This window comes from Xanthocytophaga flava, assembly GCF_030068545.1.
GTDB lineage: Bacteria > Bacteroidota > Bacteroidia > Cytophagales > 172606-1 > Xanthocytophaga > Xanthocytophaga flava.
Window position 1 is genome coordinate 185,586 of record NZ_JASJOR010000007.1, and the last position, 22,540, is coordinate 208,125.

Below are 22,540 nucleotides of genomic sequence, written 5' to 3' on the forward strand. Positions count from 1 at the left end.
CTATAAGTCTATAAAATAAGTCGTTAAACTAGTTAATAACCATAAAACCATTTACATAGATGAGTCGTAACACAGGAACTTTGTTGGTGTTTCTGGCAGGTGCTGCCGTTGGCGCAACGTTAGGAATCTTGTATGCTCCTGATAAAGGAAAAAATACACGTGATATATTAAGCTATCAATTAGGAAAGTATCGGGATCAGTTGCGGCAATATATAAGTGAATTGATTCAGGAAGGAAATGAATTTCCTACTGAAGCAAAGTATGAAGGAGAAAGAGTTATCAATGATGCCAGAGAAAAAGCAGAAAAGTTATTGCTTGATGTAGAGACACTAATGGGACAATTGAAAAATCAGACCCGTTAAGAAATAGCAATGCATATAGGAATTCGTCTGATTCTATATCAGTCGTATATCTTATATGCATTGATATTTTATGTCTGCACCATCATAAACTTATTTGCTATTCTATTGGGATCATTTTATGAGAAAAATACTGATTTGTAGTACATTACTTGCAGTTTTGATCGTAACTGGCAGTTGCAGCAAACAAACAGAACAGGCAGCAGGAGAAACGGTTGTAGCTGCTTCGGAAGCACCATACATGAAATTTGATGAAGCTTCATTTGACTTTGGAGCTATTGAACAAGGGGCAGTAATAACTCACACCTTTGCCTTTACCAATACTGGCAAAACTCCTTTGATTATTGAACGAGCTGTTGCTTCCTGTGGATGTACTGTACCGGACTGGCCTCGTGAGCCTGTGCCTCCAGGAGCAAAAAGTGAAATCAAAGTAGAATTCAATAGCCAGGGAAAAGCAGGTCCTCAACAAAAAACGATTACTGTTTATGCCAATACACAGCCCAAAGAGTCTAAAGTTGTATTGGTTGGTGTAGTTAATGCAGTTCAGAATAACTAATTGGCATAAGGATACCTTAGGCATTTACAAAATGGTATCTTTGTGATACTTCTAATTCTTTTCAAATAAATAAACCTTCTAAAATCAATGAACTTTACATCTGTTTTATTGCAGGCAGCTGGCGGTGGCGGTGGTAGTACAATGCTTATATTGATGGGAGCCATGTTTGTGGTAATGTACTTCTTTATGATTCGTCCACAACAGAAACGCCAGAAAGATGCAGTTAAATTTCGCGACTCGCTGAAAAAAGGCGATATGGTAGTGACCATTGGTGGTGCACACGGTAAAGTAGTAGAAGTGGATAATGATACTATTACACTGGATATTGATCGTGGTGTAAGAGTAAAATTTGAAAAATCTGCTATTTCTCAGGAATCAAGTAAAAAATATGCTCAAACTGCTACAACAGAAGTAGCAGAGACTAAATAATCCCTTATGTTACGTGTCAGATGGGTGTGCATGATATACCCATCTGATTACAAATCTGGCAGGAATGATTGATCAGAAAAATATTTGGCGTAAACTTCTCCGATCACTGGTAGTTACCCGCAGTGCTGAATTTCCGGTAGTTGCACTGTGTTTTCTTGCCGCCACAACATTCTGGTTTTTGAATGCTCTAAATAAAGAGTATACAACCAAGATTACCTATCCAATCGAATTTGAGTACAATAAAGAACAATTCGTTTCTACAGTTCCCCTCCCTTCACAGATTACACTCAATGTAACCGGCTATGGCTGGACTCTTCTGCGTAAAACATTGGGTATTGATACACAGCCTATTGTATATCACTTCGAAAATCCGCTGAAAACAGCTTTCATTACCAGACATGTATTATTACCTGCTGTAACTGAACAACTTAAAGAGGCCAAAATCAATTATATCGAAAATGACACTATTCCTGTAGCATTTGATAAAAAGATGCAACGGAAAGTAGCTTTACAGGTGGATAACCTTCAGCTGGAGCTAAAAGAAAATTATTTTATTACAGATACTGTACAGATTTCACCTGATACTATCACCTTTGAGGGCCCTGCTCAATTTATCAAAGAACTTCCAGATCTGCTAATTATCAATGTGCCTGGTAAAAATATTGATGAGGACTATGAAGAGGAAGTGACAATTAACTATACTCAGAATCCGTTGATTTCACTGAGTAGCGATAAAGTGACCGTGCGTTTTCGTGTACGTGAGTTTCTACAACAGACCGTAGAGGTTCCTGTTGAGGCACTTCGCTTAGCATCTAATAAACTACTGCACTTACCTAATCAGAAAGTAGAAGTTGATTATTGGCTTTTACCTGAAGATGAACCTAAAACTACTGCTCAGAACTTTGGGGTAGTCGCTGATCTGTCCAAATGGAATAAGGCCGATTCTTCTATATCGTTAACCCTTATCAAAAAGCCTGACTGGGTGCGAAATGTAACTCTCCGCCCGGCTACGTTAAAACTGGTTAAGTAACAAGCCTGTACTTACTATAATCATCAAAGAATCTATGACACAGAAATCTGCCTTACGGATTGGAATTACAGGAGGAATGGGCTGTGGGAAAAGTATTGTGAGCCGTATATTTCATACATTGGGAATACCGGTTTATGATGCCGACTCACGGGCAAAATGGTTAATGAATCATGATCCTGTGCTGAAAGATAAAATCAGAGAGGCATTTGGCAAAGAATCCTATTCAGAAGATGGTTCTTTCAATAGAGATTATATTACAACCCATGTTTTTCGGGATGAAGAAAAGGTAAAGAAGATGAATAGTCTGGTACACCCACAGGTAGGAATTGATTATAAGAACTGGCAACAACACTATGCAGCCAGTCCTTATACATTGAGGGAAGCAGCTTTGCTTTTTGAAGCAAATGCTTATAAAGATCTGGATGCTGTAATTGTTGTAACAGCACCCTTGGAATTACGTATTCAACGCATCCTGCAACGTGATCCACACCGTACAGAGGCAGATACCCGCTCCATTATTGCCAAACAAATGCCTGAGGATGAAAAGGCCCGCCGAGCTAACCATCTTATCAAAAATGATGAGACAAAATTAATCATTCCTCAGGTACTCGAACTACATACACTTTTTACAAAGCGTTACTTGGACTCTTAAGTCATTCTGTAAATTAGTGGCCTTCGCCTTCAATCATATTCCGGCTATGAAATACCTGAGGTACTATAGCATCCAATGATTCCTGTACGCCTTTGGTACTACCTGGTAACGTAATAATCAACGATTTACCGGCAACACCAGCTACTCCTCTTGACAGCATGGCTGTAGGAGTACGCATCTGACCATGTACACGGATAGCTTCTGAAATACCTATTGCTTCACGTTCTATTATAGCTTTTGCAGCTTCTACAGTACAGTCTTTAGGACCAAATCCTGTGCCTCCGGTTGTAAAGATAAAAGGAACCTGCTGGCCTACCCACTGCTGAAGCTTTGCTTTGATTTGCTGAACATCGTCTGGAACAATCTGGTAATCGATTGTTTCAACATCAAATCCGGCCAGTATCTCTTTGATTTTTAAACCAGATAAATCTTCCCGTTTGCCGGAAGCGGTTGTGTCTGAACAAACCAGCACTGCTGCCGTATTTTTATGGATGAATTTCTTCCGGTCTGATTTGCCTCCTGTTTTCTTAAGTAATTTGACAGACGTAATTTCAATCTCTGTATCATCCAACGGTTTTAGCAAATCATATATAGTAAGGGCAGCTACAGAAACTGCTGTCAGCACCTCCATTTCTATTCCGGTCCGCCCTATCGATTTACCTTCACAATAAACAATCACACCATAACATCCTTGTAAATCTCTGAATTCCTCCGGTTGGTTGGTGTTGTCCAGATAATCATAAGTGATAGTCATCCCATCTATAGAAACAGGGTGACAATGTGGAATAAGATTGTGAGTATTCTTAGCAGCTAAAAAGCCTGCAGCCTTAGCTATATCAAATAAATTTCCTTTGGGTAATTTGTCAGCTTTTACCAGGTTAAGTGTTTCCTGGCTACACAGTACTACCCCTGTGGCTTTGGCTGTACGAAGAGAAATTTGTTTGGAAGATATGTCACGCATAAGAGCAAAATCAAGTGTTTACTAGAATAAATATATTGTCAACAAATACTATCTACTACAACTACAAAGTGAAAAACAAGCTTTCGAAGAGTTATTTAAACTGCTAGGAGTTTATATACTACATAGCCGGTTGGGAGTAATTCAAACAGAATCAGGCCTGCGAAAATAGCAGATTTATGCTGAATTTCTTTTCTGCGAAGATTTATCACAAAAAATTGCAATAGCGCATAATATATTGTTGCCCCCATCATTATACTCATAAATATAGTATTGCCTCTTTGTTGAACATCCATTCGGCAAAAGTTAAAGAGTATAATAAAACAAACAACCAGCAGGAACCAGTTATAGTAATAAAGTAGTTTTAGCATAAAAGTCACTGTGCTTATCAGAGTAGCATATAAAGAAATGCAAAAAAAATGTAACTTCGTTATTTCATACCAGAAAGAACGCTTATGACTGAAATTACAGATATTTATGGGAGAGCATTTAAGACCTTGCGGGTAAGCCTGACCAATACCTGTAATCTGGGATGTGTCTATTGTGTGGATGAATCTGACCAAAACCGTTTTCAGAAGCAGGATATTCTTTCTTCAAATGAGCTTCTTACTCAAAAAGCTCTTTCCGTTAATGAATTTATTGAAGTAATCCGTTCACTACATGAAGTGCTTGGCCTGGAGACTGTCCGGTTGACAGGAGGAGAGCCTACCTTATACCGTGATTTGGTTCCACTAATGAAAGGAATCCAGGGGATTGGGATCTCTGCAATTAAAATGACTACCAATGGATATCTGCTTAGTCACAAAATTGAGCAGTATGCCGCAGCCGGCCTTACTTCTCTGAATATCTCTCTGGATGCGATAGAACCCGAGCCTTTTTTTCAGATGAGCCGGAGACGTAATATCCAAAAAATTCTGGATGGTATAGTACGAGCTGTAGAACTAGGGTTGGAGGTAAAGATCAATTGTGTGGTAATGAAAGGTATGAATGAGCATCAGATTATGCCACTACTTAACTTTGCACAAAGATACAACATCCGCATTCGCTTTCTGGAACTTATGCAGATGGGACATCTGTATGGCAACTTTGAAGAATACTTTTTCTCAGAACAGGATATTCTGGATGTGATTGCTGCACAGACGTCCTTTGTAGCTTTACCAAGAGATCCTTCTGCTACGGCTAAATACTGGGAGTTGGCAAATGGATATCAGTTTGGTATTATATCCAATGAATCAGACCCTTTCTGTAACGATTGCAACCGGCTCCGGGTAGATAGCTATGGAAATATTTATGGATGTCTTAGTGAGAATACTTCTATTCCTGTGTACGAGCATCTGAATGAGCCTGACATAATGGAAGAAAAATTACGGCAGGCTCTGAGCCAGAAGAAGAAGAAATTTTCCGGAAGTACTCTCTCTATGCTTGCGATTGGAGGGTAAAGTGCCAATCACATGTAATCAAATTTTTGGAATCAACTGGCGGTTCATTACAACGGCTTCTCCTGTTGTTACAACCTTCTGTGTTTCCACCTCGATGATTTTGGTTTCAATTCTGGCAGATGACTTGGGAAGGATCTCCAATACAGTGAACACAGCCTGATAGGTAACTCCTACTACCATTGGTTGTACAAAATCCATAGATTGTTTTAAATAGATACTTCCTTCGCCTGGAAACTGGGTACCCAATACTTTGGAGAATACACTGCCTCCCAGAAAACCATGAATGATTGGTTTACGAAATATGGTCTTTGCGGCAAACTCTGCATCCAGGTGTAAAGGATTGGTATCACCTGTCACTGTAGCAAAAGCTTCTACATCTTTTTGTGAAAAAGAAAAGTCATGTGTATATATCTGATTAACCTCTAGCATATAACTGTTTCTGATTTTTTAGATTGAAGGGGTAAAAGTAAAAAGTCCTCGTGTAAATAACAGCGAGGACCTGGATTTTTAACAATTACCGAGCCTTACTCAGGCTTTGGTTTCTGTCTTTTCGTATACTGCCAGTTTGGCTTTTAATTCTTCAATCTGTTGCAATTGTATTTCTTTATCTTGTATAAGCTCTCCAAATTTTTTCTCAGTCTGAGATCTTTCTGTAATGTCTTTGGAATATACTGCAATTGCTGTTACTGTACCTTGTGCATTGCGAACCGGCACATAATTGATTATTAAATGGATTGGATTACCTTGAATTACCATTTCAATATATTCTTCAAACTGTTCACCTGAGAAAGCTCTTTCATATCTGGATTTTTCTTCTGCATTGTTCAGGAAGCCCAAAATGTCAAATCCTTTTTCCATCTTTATACCCATCTCTTCAAATTTGGCTGCAAATATTTTATTGAAAGAAAGTATTTTGTAATACCCATCAATAATTGCAATGGAATCAGTGCTCACATCAATAATATTGGTTAAGCATCTTTCTTTTTCCTGTACTTCCATCAGCATCCGATGCATTTCTTCTTGTGTAGCGGCTAGTTCTTCCATGTTCTGGCGTAACTCTTCTTCTTGTGCTTTGAGTTCTTCTGCCTGGCTTTGTGCTTCTTCTAGTAATCGTTCAGCTTGTTGTTTGGCTACTATGGTTTCCGTTACTTCTTTGGCAAAAACAGCTGCTGCAACAATTTGCCCTTCATCATCCCGAAGTGGGCTATAGGTTTGTACAAAAAACTGTTCGATACCATTCTCTTGCTCAAATTTCTCCATTATCTCAAAGAATTCTCCATTCAGTGCACGATCATAGTATTTCTTGTAAACAGGTTTTTGTTTCTCAGTAAAGATGCTGAGGATATCAAACCCTTTTCCAACTTCTATGCCCGCTGTTCTGTATGTTTTCTTTACAAGTTCATTAGCCAGAACAACCTTATACTCCCGATCTATAGTAATAATAGAATCGTTTGTTGAATCAATCAGATCATTCATGAAAGCTTCCTTCTCTTGTACTTCTTTTAAGATACGATGTAATTCCTCTCTTTGTGAATTAAGCTCTTCTGTTTGTTCCTGACTTTCTTTCAACAATTGTTCTGTTTGTTGTTGCAGTTTTAGTCTGTTGGTAATATCATGAGCAATCAGACTTACACCAATGATATTGCCTGTAGCATCTTTTAACGGATTAAATGATACCTGGAAGTCCAGATCAAAATGATGTCGGTGGGGAACATCTACTTTTTCACCGCCAAATGCTTTGAGATATGGCGCTTTGAACCTTTTCTCCTCTTCTTCTCCTTTTTGTCTTGCCATCTCCAGAAGGTCTGAACCTGCTTCCACAGGGAAACCATATTTTCCAAATTTTTCCTTAAAGGCATTATTGGCCAGTACAATTTTGAAATCCTGATCAATGGTCAGCAAGCTATCAGGAAGTCCTTCAATAATATCGTTGTAATACGTCTTCTGATCATTGATTTTTTGAAGCTGCTTTGCCATTTCTTCCTGATTACCAGAAAGTTCTTCCATACTCTGACGGAGTACTTCTTCTTGAGCCTGAAGCATTTCTGCTTGTTCGCTGGCTGCATTTTTGGCTTTTGTAATTTCTGTTACATCCTGAGCAAATATGGCAATCGAAATAACTTCACTGTGTTCGTTTTGAATAGGAGTGAAGGTAAAGTTAATATACCTATCCATATCCTGAAACTGATAGTGTTCATGAAGCTCTACTGTTTCACCTGCAAAGGTACGGGCATAAATAGCTTTGTGTTTCGGTTGTTCTTCGGGTGAAAGCAGAGTTGTGATATCAAACCCTTTGTCAACCTCAAACCCCATGTGTTTGTAATTCGCTTTCAACGCAGCATTGGCGCTAATGACCCTCAGATCTTTGTCGATAGTGACAATCATATCTTTAGAAACATCCAGAATAGTAGACATATAGCGTTCTTTCTCCTGCACCTGAGTCATTACCAAACGCATCTCCTCCTGGGTAGCCTCTAATTCTTCCATATTCTGACGCATCTCCTCTTCCTGGGCCTTAAGTTGTTCAGTCTGACTTTGAGCCTCTTCCAGCAATCGTTCTGCCTGCTGCTTAGCTACAACCATATCTGTAATATCTTTTCCAAAAACAGCAGCTGCAACAATTTGTCCTTCGTCATTACGGATAGGACTATAGGTAAGCGAAAAATGTTGGATAACTTTATCCAGCTCATATTTCTCTATAACTTCAAAAAAATCACCTTTCAATGCCCGCTGATAATATCCTCTGTATACAGGCTTTTGCTCATCTGTAAAGACATCCAGAATAGGAAAACCTTTATCTACATTCAAACCGTAGGGTTTATAAGTATCCTGAATCTTTTTATTGCAAACAATAATTTTATAGTCATGGTCAATTGTGAGGATAGAATCATTTGTAGAAGAGATCAGATCGCTCATAAATGCTTCTTTCTCCTGCACTTCTTTCAAGATCCTTTGCACTTCCTCCTGAGTAGCAGCCAATTCTTCGAGGTTCTGACGCATTTCTTCCTCCTGCGATTTCATTGCTTCTGTCATTTGCTGGCTCTGTACCAGCAACCGATTGGTGCGATCTACAACTCTGGCATTTGAGAACGTGGAAGCAATACTCTCTGCTACCTTTTCCGCAAACTGAATCTCATGAGGCTGAAAATCATGGAAAGACGCAATTTCAATGACTCCTTCTATTTTGTTTTCTACTTTCAGTGGAATTAATAGCAAGTATCTTGGATTAGAATCTCCAAGTCCTGAGGTAATACGGAGATAATGATCCGGAATATCCCTCAGATATGTGGTCATTCCTTCCAACCATACCTGGCCAATCAAACCCTGTCCTGGCAATATTTCTCTCTCCTGAAATTTCTTACGGTTATAAGCATAACAGGATTTGAGTTGTAGATAAGGATTAGGAGTATCTTCATTTTCAATAATGAATAGACCGCCCTGATTAGCGTTCATATATTTAACCATCTGTTGGATGATCTTATCTGATAAGATATTGAGATCATTACTACTACGTAGAATATCTCCAAAATGAGCAAAGCCTTCGTTAGCCCAAAATCGTTTTTTCTCTTCTGCAGATACTTTTTTCAATCCTTCCCGCATTTGGGAAAGAGAGATACCCAGGTCTCCTTCGTCATCAAAGACACTGATATTGTTGTCAAAATCTCCTTTTCCAACATAGAGAGCAAATTCTTTGATCTCACGGAGATTACCAGACAATATATTGAGTTCTTTGATAATAGTATTCAGTTCATCCTGAGATGCTGGAATTTCTTCCGGTAAATTTCCTTTACTTAGTTCACGCAGATATTCTTTTAACGAACGAATACGGGTGAGGACACCCACTATCATGAAGAAACCAATAAAGTAGGCGAGAACAAATGAAAGAATCACATATACGGGTACCAGCCAGCGCAACCGGCTTTCTACCCAATGTATTTCTGTTTGTGCACGTTCAATCTCTTTGGACTGTATTTCTTCATTTTTTATCACTGAGGCAGCCAGTGCACTTACTGATGGCTGAATTGTTTCGCTATACATCTTTTGAGCAGATGCACTATCTACAGGTTGTTCCAGCGCTGATTGTAACTGATTGTATTGATTCGAAATCTGAACAAGCAAACTTTTTTCTTCAGCTTTTAAGCATTCACTGGAAAGACTGATCAGACTATCTCTGGATGCAACAGCCGATAGTTTCAGTTGTTGCACTTCTGCCTCATCAATTGTTTCCTGAGACATGTTCTTTTGTTGCCAGGCAATAACAAGTCCTTTACTAATAGATTGTAGGTTGGAAGAATACTTTTGAGCATCTGCTGCTACAGTGAGTGCATACTTACTTTGCTCAATAGCAGAACGCCATTGCAGGTTAGTAAGTATCACTAATATAATTGCAACACTGCCCAACGAAAGAAAACCTATTGTCAGCTTTCCCTGAATAGTGTTATAGTTCAAATTGAAGTAATAGCGGATATAATGCAAAAGCCCTTTATCCGACTTCTTAGTAGAATTATCCTTTACCTGTTCCATATCAATGTATCATAATAACAGTAAGCCTATAAAATAGCATGGGCAAAATTACAGGATACAGCACTGGAGTTTGATAACATTTAGGGGGAAATCCTACAAGTGAGACATTCGTAAAGAAATGATACTAAGGGTATTCTATAGTAGATAAACACAAGGTGAAATATATTTTTCTTGTATGTAACTTACCATTGGTTAGATTCAATATACTATCTGATGAAATTGAACAAAGTCCTGAAATACAAAAGCCTCTCCTAAATAAGGGAGGCTTTTGTATGATAACGCTTTGTGTGTTAACTCAATAAGTAATTTTTGCAAAAGAGCTTATGCGTTTTTTCAGATGTCAGTTAGTTATATCGACAGAATTTACCAATATGCTAACTGAATAGTACATCTGAATAGTTCCAATGAAACTGATGCATTATAAAATATACTGACTTAAGTCTCTATTTTTCACAAGGCCGGAAAGTCTTTCATCCACTAGTTGCGCATTTACCACAATCTTTGCATTAGCTCCGATTACATCGGGTATGTCAAACAGGAATTCGTTTAATAAATGACTCATTACTGTATGCAAACGTCTCGCACCAATATTCTCAACTTCTGAGTTGATACGAAAGGCAATTTCTGCGATTTGCATCAATGCATCATCCTGAAACGTAAGTTCAACACTTTCTGCTGCCAACATTGCCTCATACTGTTTGGTCAATGCATTTTTAGGCTCTTTTAGAATATGGTAGAAATCATCTTTGGTTAAGCTTTGTAATTCTACCCGAATTGGGAACCGGCCTTGTAACTCAGGAATCAGATCTGAAGGCTTGGAGACATGAAAGGCTCCTGCTGCAATAAATAAAATATGGTCAGTATTGATTAATCCGTACTTGGTGTTGACCGCACTCCCCTCTACAATAGGGAGCAGATCTCGCTGCACACCCTCACGGCTCACATCCGGTCCACCGCTACCCCGGCTGGAAGATGCAATCTTATCTATTTCGTCAATGAATATAATACCTACATTCTCTGCTTTCCGAATAGCTTCTTCCTTTACTTCATCCATATCAATCAACTTGGCAGATTCTTCTTCCAGCAAAATCTTTCTCGCTTCTGCAATAGTGACTTTTCGTTTTTTAGCTTTTTTAGGCATCATGCCTGACAACATCTCTTGCAGATTCATCATTGTCATGTCATCCATGCCAGGTCCTACCATACCAATCTGAGCTCCTGCTTGCTGTACATCAATCTCAATCTTACGATCATCCAGTTCTCCACGTTGCAGCTTATCCCGAAAATTCTGACGGGTTCTTTCATTTAGCTCATGATCAGATTTGGGTTCATCATTGGTATTACCTGAGAATCCAAAAGAAGGCTGTTTCATCGGAGGAATCAGTGCATCCAGAATAATGTCCTCAACCATTTGAGAAGCCCGGCCCTTTACATCTTCTTTTTTTCGTGCCTTCACCATCTGTACAGATTGTTCAACCAGATCACGCACCATACTTTCCACGTCCCGGCCTACATAGCCTACTTCCGTAAATTTAGAGGCTTCTACTTTTGTAAATGGAGCATCTGCTACCTTAGCCAGGCGTCGGGCAATTTCTGTCTTTCCTACACCGGTGGCACCTATCATCAGAATATTGTTAGGGATGATATCTTGTTGAATTGATTCCGGAGCATTCATTCGCCGCCAACGGTTACGCAAAGCAATTGCTACATTCCGTTTTGCATCATGTTGCCCTACAATATATTTGTCTAGTTCAGCAACTATTTGTCTGGGAGTGAGATAATTCATTCAATTAAGAATTAAAAATGAGTTTACTATATACAACTGTTCCTTATCAGGAATATCGTCTGTTAACTAAAAGACGAATAAGAATGTTTTTCATTGTATGGAGCATTTTAATTACCTACTTAACTTCCTTTCTCTTAATTAATCCACCGAGGTTGGCTGTTAAAGTAATGTAGCTAACTCCACCTGCGGCCTGTTGATAAAACCGTGCATATCCTATATGTAATGATTTCAGTTTCAGTTGAAAGCCAAAAGAAAATCCGGCATTGAATGCACCATTAAATAACCGCATTTCCTGATGCACCAGATGGTTATATCCCAGGCGTATGTAAAAGGCTTTAGCAAGCACCAATTCTGTGCCTAGAGTAATATGTCGTGCCACTTTGTCAGCAAAGCTTATTTTTTTGGCAACAACATTTCCATTTGCATCCAGTGACGTACTTAGTGTTGGGTCATCATAGGCGATATCCGGCTGATGCAGATGATGGGCAGTAATAAAAAATCGAAAAGGCATAAATTCCGGTTTAAAGGTAGTGCCTATTTGTACATCAAACGGCATCACCTGTTGACTGGCTTCGGGAGTATATTTTTTTAGCGTAAGTCCTGCATTCTTTATAACCAGACCAATAGTCCAGTCCTTCTTGGGATGTTTCCATACTCCTCCCAAATCCATTGCAACTCCATAGCTACTGTAATTGGCAATTGCAGAACCTATAAATTTTACAGTAACTCCTAATGTATAGGCTCCTTCTGTACGAGCATGAGATAAGGAAACTGAATAGTCGCTAGCTTGAAAAGTACCTGTTACATTTCCGGAAGCGTCAGTTTCTTCCATAGTGCCATAGTTCATGTAGTGTATTCCCACGCCAAAACGATTTCCCCGAAATTGATCTGCATAGGCTGATGAGAAAGCTTGTATTTGTGCAAAGAAGGGAATATAGCTTATAGATAAATGCTTATCCATCTCTTTATTTAATAAGGCAGGATTGGAAGACTGACGATTGACATCGAAGTCTGCATTGCTGACATTAATACCACCTGAAGAGGCTATTGTTGCATTGGAAGGTTGACTCAGAAATGCAAATCCATTATGCCCTCCCAGAGACTGGGATTTCCCAATGCAAGAGTATAAAATCAGTAGAATACATCCATAAAATTTCACCATGAATAACCCGAATAGTCTGTTGAGCAAAAATAACAGTATTTTGATGTCTGGAGATTAAGAAATAAAAAAGGTTCAGATAATATATCTGAACCTGATGATTGTAGCAAATCAGACCTACACTGTAAGAACGTTCTGGTTCTGATTAGCAGATTCTTTTTCTTTTATATCATGCACTGAAAGATCAACCGCATTGGCTACTTTCTCAGGCAATAAAGCATACTGTAGCACTTCATCTACCGTGTTTACATACTGTATCTTTAATCCTTCGATATATTTTGGATTGATATCTTCAATATCTCTACGGTTTTTTTCACTCATGATAATTTCTACAATACCTGCCCGTTTCGCTGCAAGGATTTTTTCCTTGATACCCCCTACAGGCAATACCCTTCCTCGCAATGTGATTTCACCTGTCATGGCCAGCTTATCTTTTACTTTGCGTTGAGTATATACAGAGGCCAGTGAGGTGAACATCGTGATTCCGGCAGACGGACCATCTTTAGGAACCGCACCAGCAGGGATATGAATATGCAGATCAAATTGATCAAATATACGATAGTCAAGTTTCAGTGTATCTGCATGAGCACGTAAATAAGACAATGCCGCAGAAGCCGATTCTTTCATCACATCTCCCAATTGGCCTGACAGCGTCAATCGTCCACGTCCACGACTCAGACTGGATTCCACAAACAGAATTTCTCCCCCCACCTGTGTCCAGGCCAGACCTGTTACTACACCTGCCACACTATTATCCTGATAAGTTTCTTTATCAAATATTTCTGCTCCTAAAGCCTTTGTAATGAAAGCAGACGAGATCTTTTTCTCATACACTTCTTCCATTGCTACAGACTTTGCAATCTTACGCATTACAGTTCCGATTTGTCTTTCCAGTGAACGAACCCCCGATTCACGTGTATAGTCGTCAATGATCTTGATAATAGCCTTGTCATCAAATGTTACATCCTTGGTAGACAAACCATGTTCTTTGCGTTGCTTAGGAATCAGGTGTTTTTTAGCAATCTGTAGTTTTTCTTCTAGTGTATATCCTGTCAACTCGATAATTTCCATTCTATCACGCAACGCAGGCTGAATAGTTTCCAACGAATTGGCAGTTGCAATAAATAATACTTTGGATAAATCGTATTCTACCTCCAGATAATTATCCATAAATGTAGAATTCTGTTCTGGGTCCAACACCTCCAGCAATGCAGAAGAAGGATCTCCTCTGAAGTCGGAGCCTACCTTATCGATCTCATCCAGAATAAATACAGGGTTATCTGATTTGCCTTTGCGGATATTTTGAATCACCTTGCCAGGCATTGCTCCAACATAAGTCTTGCGGTGTCCACGAATTTCTGCCTCATCATGTACTCCCCCTAATGACATTCTGACATAGTGACGCCCGAGAGCCTTGGCGATAGAACGGCCTAAGGATGTCTTTCCAACTCCTGGAGGGCCATACAGACACAGAATTGGTCCGCGCAGGCTTTGAGTCAGTTTCAAGACTGCCAGATATTCAATAATACGATCTTTAATCTTATCCAGTCCATAGTGATCTGCATCCAGTATTTTACGGGCTTTGGCTAAATCAAAACTATCTTTGGTATATTCACCCCATGGAAGGTCTATCAGCAGTTCGACATAGTTCATCGCAACTGGATACTCTGCTGCCTGTGGATTAATGCGGGTTATTTTATCTAGTTCCTTGGCAAAGTGTTTCCCAACAGCTGCAGGCCATTTCTTTTTCAATCCCTTGGCTCTTAGCTCTTCAATTTCTTTTTCCGTGCTATCATATCCAAGTTCATCCTGTAATACCTTTATCTGCTGACGAAGAAAATAGTCCCGTTGTTGTTGATCAAGGTCTGAATGCACTTTGCTTTGTATCTCATGTTTTAATTCCAGCAACTGAATATCTTTCTGCATAAACTGAAGAAGCAACTCAGCCCGTTGCATACCTTCACTTACCTCCAGAATTTTTTGTTTATCAGATACTTCGGCGTCAAGATTAGAAGATAGAAAGTTAGTCAGAAAGCTAGGACTTTCAATATTCTCAATGGCAATCTGTGCTTCTCTTGGAATTTCAGGCCGAAGGTTAAGGATCTTTCCTGCAGCTTCTTTCAATGACTTAACCATTGCCTTTACTTCCTTATTAGTATTAGCAGGAAAATTGTCAGGCAACAGATTAATTTTTGCAGTCAGATAAGGATCCTGTTGTATGGGTTCCACTATCTCAAAGCGCCGCTTACCTTGTATAATAATAGTTGTATTGCCATCAGGTAATACAAGCATTTTGATTATATGTGCTACAGTACCTGTCTTGTATAAATCTTCATAGGTGGGTTCTTCCTTATTAGAGTTGGATTGCGCCACAACACCTATTACACGGGTGCCTTTGTATGCACGTTTCACCAGCCTGATAGATTTCTGCCTTCCCACTGTAATAGGAATCACCACTCCTGGAAATAAAACCGTATTTTTAACAGGAAGAATAGGAAGTTGTTCCGGAACTTTAAATTTCTCAAAATCTTCGTCTTCATCAGGAGATAATAGCGGAATCATCTCCACTGCATCATCGTCTGCAATGTCGGCTACTATCAAATTTTCATAAGGATTATTATTATACCTCATTGAATACATTTACTGTTTTGAATGAAAAAATCCGGGATGAAAAAAATAAAAAATACTCTAACTTCTATAACATTATCTTTAATTACTTTAATCGTCCGGTCGCATTTTTGACTGCTATTTTATACATGCCCAAAAACCTCGCCATTCTTGCGAATATGGCATCAAAAAGAAACAACTGACAGATTGACGGATTCACTCACCAGTTTCTTCATTTTTTTATCTAATATTACATTCGGAAAACTATGTGCCAGTCGATTACGATGTTGAGAACAACACTATTATGTAACAAACGATTATCTTTCGTGTTTTCTGCCCTAATAAATATTTTAACCAGCTATGCGAGGGAAGATTTATTTACTTAATTATATCGTTTGCATCCTATCGCTTCATATAGTGATACCTGCAATGTGTCAATACAAAAAGGTCGAAGGAGGCATCCGGCGACCACGTCATTCATCCACAGCTGAGCAACAGGCGGCTGCTATGGAAGCATTTCAATTTAAGGATTTACGTCCAAACTTCCGCTATTACGATGCTAAAAAGTTAGACGAAATCGAAAAGCTGGAGAGGGATAAAGAATGGGAAAAAGCGTATCCCTTATTGAAAGAATATGTTCAGAACTTTGGAATGAATAATTTCTTGCAGGATATGTACCTTGTCTGGCGTTTGGGACGTATGTCTGAACAAGCAAAAGATATAGGTCAGGCTAAATTTTTATATAGACTTGTATTAAAGCATCACCGAGGAGATATTAAAGTACTTGAACAGCACTATGACTCCCTTACCAGTACTGAGAAAGACTATTATGTCCCACTGGAATATTATTACGAACTGGTTGAGTTCCGTAAGTCTGTAGATACTTTGCTGCCCCCTGTAGGTGTCCTGATAGATATGGGTATAGAGATTAATTCTCCTAAAGCCGACTATGGGCCTACATTAAGTCCGGATAATAAATTCATCTTCTTTACGTCAAAACGAAATACTAAGAAGATGGGAATCAGAAACGTAACAGTGCAAAATGAGGATATTTATTATGCGCGTAATGTTGATGGTTATTGGGAACCAGCTCAACCACTTGATAATATAAACACTGCTTACAATGAAGGATCCGCTGTACTAACCAGAAATGGTAGAAAACTGTACTTTTGCCGTTGTGAGGCTCCGGGGGGTCTAGGAGATTGCGATATCTATATGGCAGAACTACAACCTGACAGCACCTGGGGTAAGATACAAAATCTGGGACCTAGAGTAAACAGTCGTTCCTGGGATTCCCAACCTTCGTTATCCCGTTCTGAGGATACTCTGTATTTCGCCTCAGACAGGTTGGGTGGATTTGGTGGCTCCGATTTGTACTTTACTTATAGATCAAAAGGAGGAGCATGGGCACCTGCCCAAAATATGGGACCTACTATCAACACCCGCAGAAATGAAGTAAGTCCGTTTTATCACCCCAATCACAATGTCCTGTATTTTAGCTCTGAGGGTGGGCACATTCCTAACTTCGGCAGCTTTGATATCTATAAAACCTATTATTCCAGAGGCATGTGGCAGGAGCCGGTTAATGTAGGACCTTTGGTAAACGGTAAAGGAAGTGAATACTATTTTACAATAGATATGGAGTCTAAGAACTTGTATTATGCACGTTCTGAGGAAACAGATATTCAGAATCTGGATCTTAATTCGTTTCCATTACCTATGGAAGCACAACCTAAAGCAATTGTGCATCTTCAGGGAGCAGTAATAGACTCTATCTCCAAGAATCCATTTACAGGTATAGTATCAGTTATTGATTTAACTAAAAGTATAGAGGTTGCTCCCAAATATCTGCGTCCGGATGGTAGCTATGATTTTGATCTGATTCAGGATCACGAATACCTGGTAATTGTAACTGGAGATGATTTTTTCCGGGTAGAACGACAGTTTAAACTGGTAGGAGATACGTCTATTTATATTGAAACTCCTGCTATTAGTTTAAAGAAATGGGCTTTTGCTTCTCTGGAATTTGAAGCTGGAAGTGCCAAGATCATTCCCGAAATGTATAACGACCTGAATAAGTTGGTTAAGTTTATGGCTGATCATCCAAACTTCAGTTTGCGTATCTCAGGACATACAGACTCACAAGGAAAACAGTCCGATAACCTCAAACTATCACAGCGTCGAGCAGATTCAATTAAGAAATATATTGTAGATAAAGGAAAAATAGATCCTGGACGAATAGAAGCCATTGGCTATGGAAGTAGTCAGCCATTGATAGAAGAGAAGACTGAAGATGATCGAAGTATTAATAGAAGGGTTGAGTTTGAGATAAATAAAATGAAACCCAAAACAGATCAGATGGGAAATAGGAAGAGAGATTAAATGGGGTTATACTAGTAATTTTACTGAAGAGTAGATTTCGCTACAGAGATCTACTTTTTCTTTTTTATGGACTATAGCAAGTAATATATATAAATAGGATCTCGTATTGCAGCCATTCAACTACAAAAAGGAAAACCTGTCAAAATGAGTAAGAAATTACATGTCATTAACACGTAGAACCCCCTAAAAGATACTCTGAAATACTCTTTCTGTTTATGAGAGTAACTATCTTATATAGAAGTTTCTATTAATTAATTGGCAATTCTGCCAGAAGATGAAGCTTTTTGGCTAAAAGCGAAGTATACAAGTTGCTTCGTATTTTTTGTTGGAAAAGTGTAATAGTTGTATGAAAAGACTGAAAAAAATACTTATAACTGATTTTCAGTAGATTAGAAAAATATTTGAATTGGTGTTTTGTTTCTTTTGTATCTACTAATACTCCCGTTCCTATTTTCCAATCTGCTATTTATCAGGTACATGAATTTTACTCATATACTAAGAAAATTCAGCATACATACTACACAAGGTAGAGTTGTCACCTTGAGTGCCAGCTTTCTGGCCGTTTTTATTGTTTTTGCAGGTTTTGTGTATCGGCAAAACAAGAGGACAGAAGATGTTAGTCAGATGACTATTGAGGTGCGGTTACCTGTTGCTTTAAGTGCAGCCAATGTACTCAGTAATATAGAAGCAGCGGCAACAGCTCAGCTTACATTTATCCTGACAAAAGATCAAAAGTATGTGGATCAGCGCCAGCAGATATGGAAAGATCGTATAAATCCTGAGTTAGCAAAACTGGTACAATTAAAACCTGTACTCCCTACTGATGAACAATTTAAAGTAGATAGTATCTCTGCCTGGATAAAGGGGTATCATACTACTCAGGAGGAGGAAAACTCTATTACACTACAGCTTCAGAAGCTGGATATGACGGATTCAACGAGTATTGCTCTACAACAAATTGGTACAGCTCGTTTAGCCGTCTTGGTTCCTCAGATTAGCAATTATTATTCAAAAATAGAACGTGAACTGACTATTCTGAGCCAACACCAGCAGGAACAGCTAGGCAAAGAAGTGGCTGACATTCTCCAAAGCATCAATGCTACTAACTCTACTATTGCCAGCTTATGTGCAATCATTGTAGTTCTGGCCATTATCATAGGCTATTATGCTTCTCAAAAAGCAAACAGTGCTATTGAGCAGACTACCTACCAGATACAGAGTCTCGCACAAGGTGAGATCGCTGAAAGTATAGCTGAAGTAAAAGGAGATATGAATGTGATTGTACAGGCTGGAAATCAGTTGAAAGACAATCTTAGAAATGCAGTTTCTTTTGCGTTGGCAGTTGGTGAAGGGAAATTTGATACCTCTTTTACTCCTGTTAGTGAAAAAGATGCTCTTGGCAATGCTTTATTATTCATGCGGGATAAGCTACAACTTGCAGCAGAGGAAGATAAAAAACGAAACTGGACTACTGAAGGATTGGCTAAGTTTGCAGATATACTACGTAGCACAAACGATTTCAAAGAATTATCTGCATTGATTATCTCTAATCTTGTTAAATACCTTAATGCCAATCAGGGAGGCTTATTTATTGTGCAGAAAGAGGATACTCAGGAACCTATACTGGAACTGGCTGCTTGCTATGCGTATAATCGGAAAAAATATCTTACCAAACAGATTTTGATTGGAGAGGGCTTGGTTGGACAATGTTATCAGGAGGGTGATTCTATCTATCTGACAGATCTTCCAAATGACTACATACATATTTCTTCTGGCCTTGGTACAGCACGTCCTACCTGTCTGCTTATTGTACCATTGAAAGTAAATGATGCTATAGAAGGAGTCATTGAACTAGCCTCTTTTCAGGAAATTGCGTTGCATGAAAGAGCTTTTATTGAAAAGCTGGGAGAAAATATTGCGTCTACTTTATCTGCGGCCAAGCTAAATGCAAAAACACAAAAGCTATTGGAAGAAACAAAACAACAGGCAGAGATTATGCGTAGTCAGGAAGAAGAGATGCGTCAGAATATGGAAGAACTAATGGCGACCCAGGAAGAAATGGAACGCAGACAATGGGAAAACACTGATTATTACGCACAGAATGCTGAATAAAAAATAGTATCTTGGCAGGCTCAAAAAATTGCCTGTACGTGTCAAAAACTTTTGTAGTGATAGGAGGCGGTGCCGCTGGTTTTTTTTGTGCGATCAATGCTGCACGCCTTAGCCCTGAACTTACTGTTGTTATTCTCGAAAAAACTCCCAAACTGCTTTCCAAAGTAAAAGTTTCGGGAGGAGGAAGATGTAATGTAACTCATAACTGCCAGTCAGTTAGTGATCTGCTGAAAAATTATCCACGTGGCCAGAATTTTCTAAAAAAAGCATTCTCTCACTTTTCTGCAACGGATACAGTTAACTGGTTTGAAGAAAGAGGAGTTTCGTTGAAAGTAGAAGCAGATGGACGCATGTTCCCTGTCTCAGATTCCTCTCAGACTATTATTGATTGTTTTTTAGAGGAAGCAAAAAAGTATGGAGTGAAGATATATTCCCAATGGAATGTTCACTCCCTTTCAAAACTGGACACAGGATTTGAAATTATATCTGATAAAGGTCAAGCAATACAAGCAGACCTTATCTGTATTGCGTGTGGCGGGTTTCCAAAGAAAGAACAGTTTGATTGGATTACTGGATTAGGCCATAGTATTGAATCTCCTGTACCGTCACTTTTTACATTTAACATACCAAAAAATCCTATTACTGAGTTAATGGGTATTTCTTTACCATTGGCGACAGTGAAAGTTGCAGGCTCCAAACTTGTAGAATCTGCACCCTTACTTATTACTCATTGGGGTATGAGTGGTCCTGCCGTATTACGCTTATCATCCTGGGGTGCACGGGTTTTATCAGAGAAAGGATATCAGTTTACAGGCCTTGTTCACTGGGTACCTGAAATGAATGAAGAAATGATTCGGGCAGAGATTCAGAAGATTCGTTTTTCCTCACCTGCGCAGAAAATTCAGAATGCGACCCTTTTCCGATTACCCCAACGCCTCTGGCATTTCTTAATTGACAGAGCAGGCATTACAGAAGATCTTCGCTGGACCGATTTACCATCCAAGGAACAAAACCGCTTAATCAAGGTACTAACAAATGATGAATATCCCGTAAATGGGAAAACTACCTTTAAAGAAGAGTTTGTAACCTGTGGAGGAGTAAAGTTAGCAGAGGTTGATCCGACAACTATGGAAAGCCGGATCATACCTAATTTATTTTTTGCCGGAGAGATTCTGGATATTGATGGTATCACAGGTGGATTTAACTTCCAACATGCATGGACAAGTGGCTGGCTGGCAGCGAAAACAGTTACCAACAGACTATAATTAGGTAACTGTTATTCTTCATCCCAGTCATCCTCATCTTCATCACTTATGTATGACCAATCTATCAATAAAGTATCCAGTATCTGCTCAAATTCTTCTTCCTGTTGACAGGCCAGAAAAATTCCCTGCCACTGGCTTTCGGCATCGGTCATAATAAAAAATACCTGCTTGCCATCCCGTGTGAAAATTTGATTATACCAGTGATTTTTGCCTTTTATTTCATGCCAGTTGGCAATATATTCTTTTAACGACCGGATTTCATTTTTATCTGGCTGCATGGTATTAGACGTATAAGGCAATCCACCCATAACAGCCTGAAGGTATGCCATCGACACAAAGAAGTTACTCAAGCTAGATGCGTCTAGTACCCATGTATTGCCATTGTCATAACTTCCGTATACAGGAGGATCATCCAGGCGCAGATCCGAACTGGCAATTGCCCAAAGTACTACGCCTTGATTTTCTTCATAAAAGATCAGATAATCAGAGTCAGACAAGTCCAGTTGTTCAGGAGACGCCAACTGGTTGAATACAGTATTGAGTTCACTATACAATCCCAATTGAGAATAATACTGTTTCAATACAAGTGGAAGGGAATGGGCTAAACGCTTTTCTGTTTGACTCAGAGTAAGATCATCATAGCCTTTCTTCTCAGACAGATTATATAAACTGTATATATCTTCAAACATTCTTAATTGATGTTTTGGCTAGTCGTCTGCTTTTGATTTTGCGGACAATAAAGCGAATGGAAATGATAAGGAGGATACTAACAACGATGGCTGTAATAACAGGGATGAAAATCGCCAGTAGCGATATCACTGCTGACCCTCCTATCTCTCCTGTTGCTACAAGTGGGTTGCCTGCACCGCCAGTAACCGTAGTAGAGGCAATACGTAGTGCCGCTGTGCCTCCACTTATCAGCGTAGCTGTACCACCACCTGCTATAATAGCCAGTGTCCATTTGAGCAGAGGATCAACGTCTGTCACAAAGCTGCTCATGACCAGAGTACCTGCAATGGTTGAAGCAGGTGTAGCAATTACATCCAGCAGATGATCAAACCATGGAATATAATAGCCCAGTATTTCAATAAGGGTTGCCGTACCAAAGAGTATGATAGCAGACAAGGTACCTATCCATGCAATGCCTTCCGGGAGGGTAAGCCAATGATTATATCCTGCTATCCCTGCAACAAAAAAAGGGACGAAGATACGAAATCCCGTTGCAGCACTTAATCCAAAACCAAGTAAAACACTTACTACCCATTCCATACTGAATACTTAT

17 protein-coding genes are annotated in these 22,540 nt (G+C 39.2%); 9 read left to right on the plus strand and 8 right to left on the minus strand.

The features are described 5' to 3' along the window. Positions 1-59 precede the first annotated feature (59 nt). From QNI15_RS12820 to coaE, 5 genes are all read left to right on the plus strand, one after another. A complete protein-coding gene (locus QNI15_RS12820; RefSeq protein ID WP_313976752.1) occupies positions 60-362 on the plus strand; it encodes a YtxH domain-containing protein in 303 nt (100 codons plus the stop codon). A 118-nt stretch (positions 363-480) separates the two neighbouring features. Then, positions 481-915 (plus strand): DUF1573 domain-containing protein, encoded by a 435-nt coding sequence (locus QNI15_RS12825; RefSeq protein ID WP_313999743.1) that lies wholly within the window; start codon positions 481-483, stop codon positions 913-915. An 87-nt stretch (positions 916-1,002) separates the two neighbouring features. Next, on the plus strand, positions 1,003-1,344 hold the full coding sequence (gene yajC / locus QNI15_RS12830) for a preprotein translocase subunit YajC (RefSeq protein WP_313976750.1): 342 nt from the start codon (positions 1,003-1,005) through the stop codon (positions 1,342-1,344). Between the two features lie 64 nt (positions 1,345-1,408). Then, the gene (locus QNI15_RS12835; RefSeq protein WP_313999745.1) at positions 1,409-2,374 is read left to right on the plus strand and encodes a hypothetical protein; all 966 of its coding nucleotides are present in this window, start codon (positions 1,409-1,411) and stop codon (positions 2,372-2,374) included. A 34-nt stretch (positions 2,375-2,408) separates the two neighbouring features. Beyond that, complete coding sequence (gene coaE / locus QNI15_RS12840; RefSeq protein ID WP_314032048.1) at positions 2,409-3,026, plus strand: dephospho-CoA kinase; 618 nt, start codon at positions 2,409-2,411, stop codon at positions 3,024-3,026. Between the two features lie 13 nt (positions 3,027-3,039). Here coaE and moaCB read toward each other — a convergent pair whose 3' ends face one another. Continuing rightward, the gene (moaCB, locus tag QNI15_RS12845) at positions 3,040-3,987 is read right to left on the minus strand and encodes a bifunctional molybdenum cofactor biosynthesis protein MoaC/MoaB (RefSeq protein WP_314032049.1); all 948 of its coding nucleotides are present in this window, start codon (positions 3,985-3,987) and stop codon (positions 3,040-3,042) included. 452 nt (positions 3,988-4,439) lie between these two features. Here moaCB and QNI15_RS12850 point away from each other — a divergent pair, with 452 nt between their 5' ends. Next, positions 4,440-5,423 carry a GTP 3',8-cyclase MoaA gene (locus QNI15_RS12850; RefSeq protein WP_313999754.1) on the plus strand — a complete coding sequence of 328 codons (984 nt, stop codon included), beginning with the start codon at positions 4,440-4,442 and terminating at the stop codon, positions 5,421-5,423. 18 nt (positions 5,424-5,441) lie between these two features. Here the strand turns inward: QNI15_RS12850 and QNI15_RS12855 are convergent, their stop codons facing one another. The 5 genes from QNI15_RS12855 to lon form a co-directional block, all read right to left on the minus strand. Further along, positions 5,442-5,852: a MaoC family dehydratase gene (locus tag QNI15_RS12855; RefSeq protein ID WP_314032050.1), complete on the minus strand. Its 411-nt coding sequence runs from the start codon at positions 5,850-5,852 to the stop codon at positions 5,442-5,444. A 99-nt stretch (positions 5,853-5,951) separates the two neighbouring features. Continuing rightward, the gene (locus QNI15_RS12860) at positions 5,952-9,947 is read right to left on the minus strand and encodes a PAS domain-containing protein (protein ID WP_314032051.1); all 3,996 of its coding nucleotides are present in this window, start codon (positions 9,945-9,947) and stop codon (positions 5,952-5,954) included. A gap of 418 nt (positions 9,948-10,365) precedes the next feature. Then, on the minus strand, positions 10,366-11,733 hold the full coding sequence (gene hslU, locus QNI15_RS12865) for an ATP-dependent protease ATPase subunit HslU (protein WP_313999758.1): 1,368 nt from the start codon (positions 11,731-11,733) through the stop codon (positions 10,366-10,368). A gap of 115 nt (positions 11,734-11,848) precedes the next feature. Continuing rightward, a complete protein-coding gene (gene porQ / locus QNI15_RS12870; RefSeq protein WP_314032052.1) occupies positions 11,849-12,895 on the minus strand; it encodes a type IX secretion system protein PorQ in 1,047 nt (348 codons plus the stop codon). 114 nt (positions 12,896-13,009) lie between these two features. Then, on the minus strand, positions 13,010-15,523 hold the full coding sequence (gene lon / locus QNI15_RS12875; RefSeq protein ID WP_313999762.1) for an endopeptidase La: 2,514 nt from the start codon (positions 15,521-15,523) through the stop codon (positions 13,010-13,012). 405 nt (positions 15,524-15,928) lie between these two features. Here lon and QNI15_RS12880 point away from each other — a divergent pair, with 405 nt between their 5' ends. The 3 genes from QNI15_RS12880 to QNI15_RS12890 all read left to right on the plus strand — a co-directional run bounded on the left by QNI15_RS12880 (position 15,929) and on the right by QNI15_RS12890 (position 21,258). After that, the gene (locus tag QNI15_RS12880; RefSeq protein ID WP_314032053.1) at positions 15,929-17,881 is read left to right on the plus strand and encodes an OmpA family protein; all 1,953 of its coding nucleotides are present in this window, start codon (positions 15,929-15,931) and stop codon (positions 17,879-17,881) included. Positions 17,882-18,358: 477 nt separating this feature from the next. Next, complete coding sequence (locus QNI15_RS12885; RefSeq protein WP_313999766.1) at positions 18,359-19,993, plus strand: GAF domain-containing protein; 1,635 nt, start codon at positions 18,359-18,361, stop codon at positions 19,991-19,993. Between the two features lie 38 nt (positions 19,994-20,031). Beyond that, positions 20,032-21,258, plus strand: a complete 1,227-nt coding sequence (locus QNI15_RS12890) for a BaiN/RdsA family NAD(P)/FAD-dependent oxidoreductase (protein WP_314032054.1) — start codon at positions 20,032-20,034, stop codon at positions 21,256-21,258. 11 nt (positions 21,259-21,269) lie between these two features. On the opposite strand, the gene QNI15_RS12895 is transcribed toward QNI15_RS12890, so the two are convergent. Next, positions 21,270-21,947 carry a hypothetical protein gene (locus QNI15_RS12895; protein WP_314032055.1) on the minus strand — a complete coding sequence of 226 codons (678 nt, stop codon included), beginning with the start codon at positions 21,945-21,947 and terminating at the stop codon, positions 21,270-21,272. Next, the gene (locus QNI15_RS12900; RefSeq protein WP_313999772.1) at positions 21,940-22,527 is read right to left on the minus strand and encodes a DUF4126 domain-containing protein; all 588 of its coding nucleotides are present in this window, start codon (positions 22,525-22,527) and stop codon (positions 21,940-21,942) included. Before QNI15_RS12900 ends, QNI15_RS12895 begins: the two co-directional genes overlap by 8 nt. Positions 22,528-22,540 lie beyond the last annotated feature (13 nt).

Coding starts and splice junctions, on each gene's coding strand:
- QNI15_RS12820 (WP_313976752.1), top strand. CDS start 60: ATGAGTCGTAACACAGGAACTTTGTTGGTGTTTCTGGCAGGTGCTGCC.
- QNI15_RS12825 (WP_313999743.1), top strand. CDS start 481: ATGAGAAAAATACTGATTTGTAGTACATTACTTGCAGTTTTGATCGTA.
- yajC (WP_313976750.1), top strand. CDS start 1,003: ATGAACTTTACATCTGTTTTATTGCAGGCAGCTGGCGGTGGCGGTGGT.
- QNI15_RS12835 (WP_313999745.1), top strand. CDS start 1,409: ATGATTGATCAGAAAAATATTTGGCGTAAACTTCTCCGATCACTGGTA.
- coaE (WP_314032048.1), top strand. CDS start 2,409: ATGACACAGAAATCTGCCTTACGGATTGGAATTACAGGAGGAATGGGC.
- moaCB (WP_314032049.1), bottom strand. CDS start 3,987: ATGCGTGACATATCTTCCAAACAAATTTCTCTTCGTACAGCCAAAGCC.
- QNI15_RS12850 (WP_313999754.1), top strand. CDS start 4,440: ATGACTGAAATTACAGATATTTATGGGAGAGCATTTAAGACCTTGCGG.
- QNI15_RS12855 (WP_314032050.1), bottom strand. CDS start 5,852: ATGCTAGAGGTTAATCAGATATATACACATGACTTTTCTTTTTCACAA.
- QNI15_RS12860 (WP_314032051.1), bottom strand. CDS start 9,947: ATGGAACAGGTAAAGGATAATTCTACTAAGAAGTCGGATAAAGGGCTT.
- hslU (WP_313999758.1), bottom strand. CDS start 11,733: ATGAATTATCTCACTCCCAGACAAATAGTTGCTGAACTAGACAAATAT.
- porQ (WP_314032052.1), bottom strand. CDS start 12,895: ATGGTGAAATTTTATGGATGTATTCTACTGATTTTATACTCTTGCATT.
- lon (WP_313999762.1), bottom strand. CDS start 15,523: ATGAGGTATAATAATAATCCTTATGAAAATTTGATAGTAGCCGACATT.
- QNI15_RS12880 (WP_314032053.1), top strand. CDS start 15,929: ATGTGTCAATACAAAAAGGTCGAAGGAGGCATCCGGCGACCACGTCAT.
- QNI15_RS12885 (WP_313999766.1), top strand. CDS start 18,359: ATGAATTTTACTCATATACTAAGAAAATTCAGCATACATACTACACAA.
- QNI15_RS12895 (WP_314032055.1), bottom strand. CDS start 21,947: ATGTTTGAAGATATATACAGTTTATATAATCTGTCTGAGAAGAAAGGC.
- QNI15_RS12900 (WP_313999772.1), bottom strand. CDS start 22,527: ATGGAATGGGTAGTAAGTGTTTTACTTGGTTTTGGATTAAGTGCTGCA.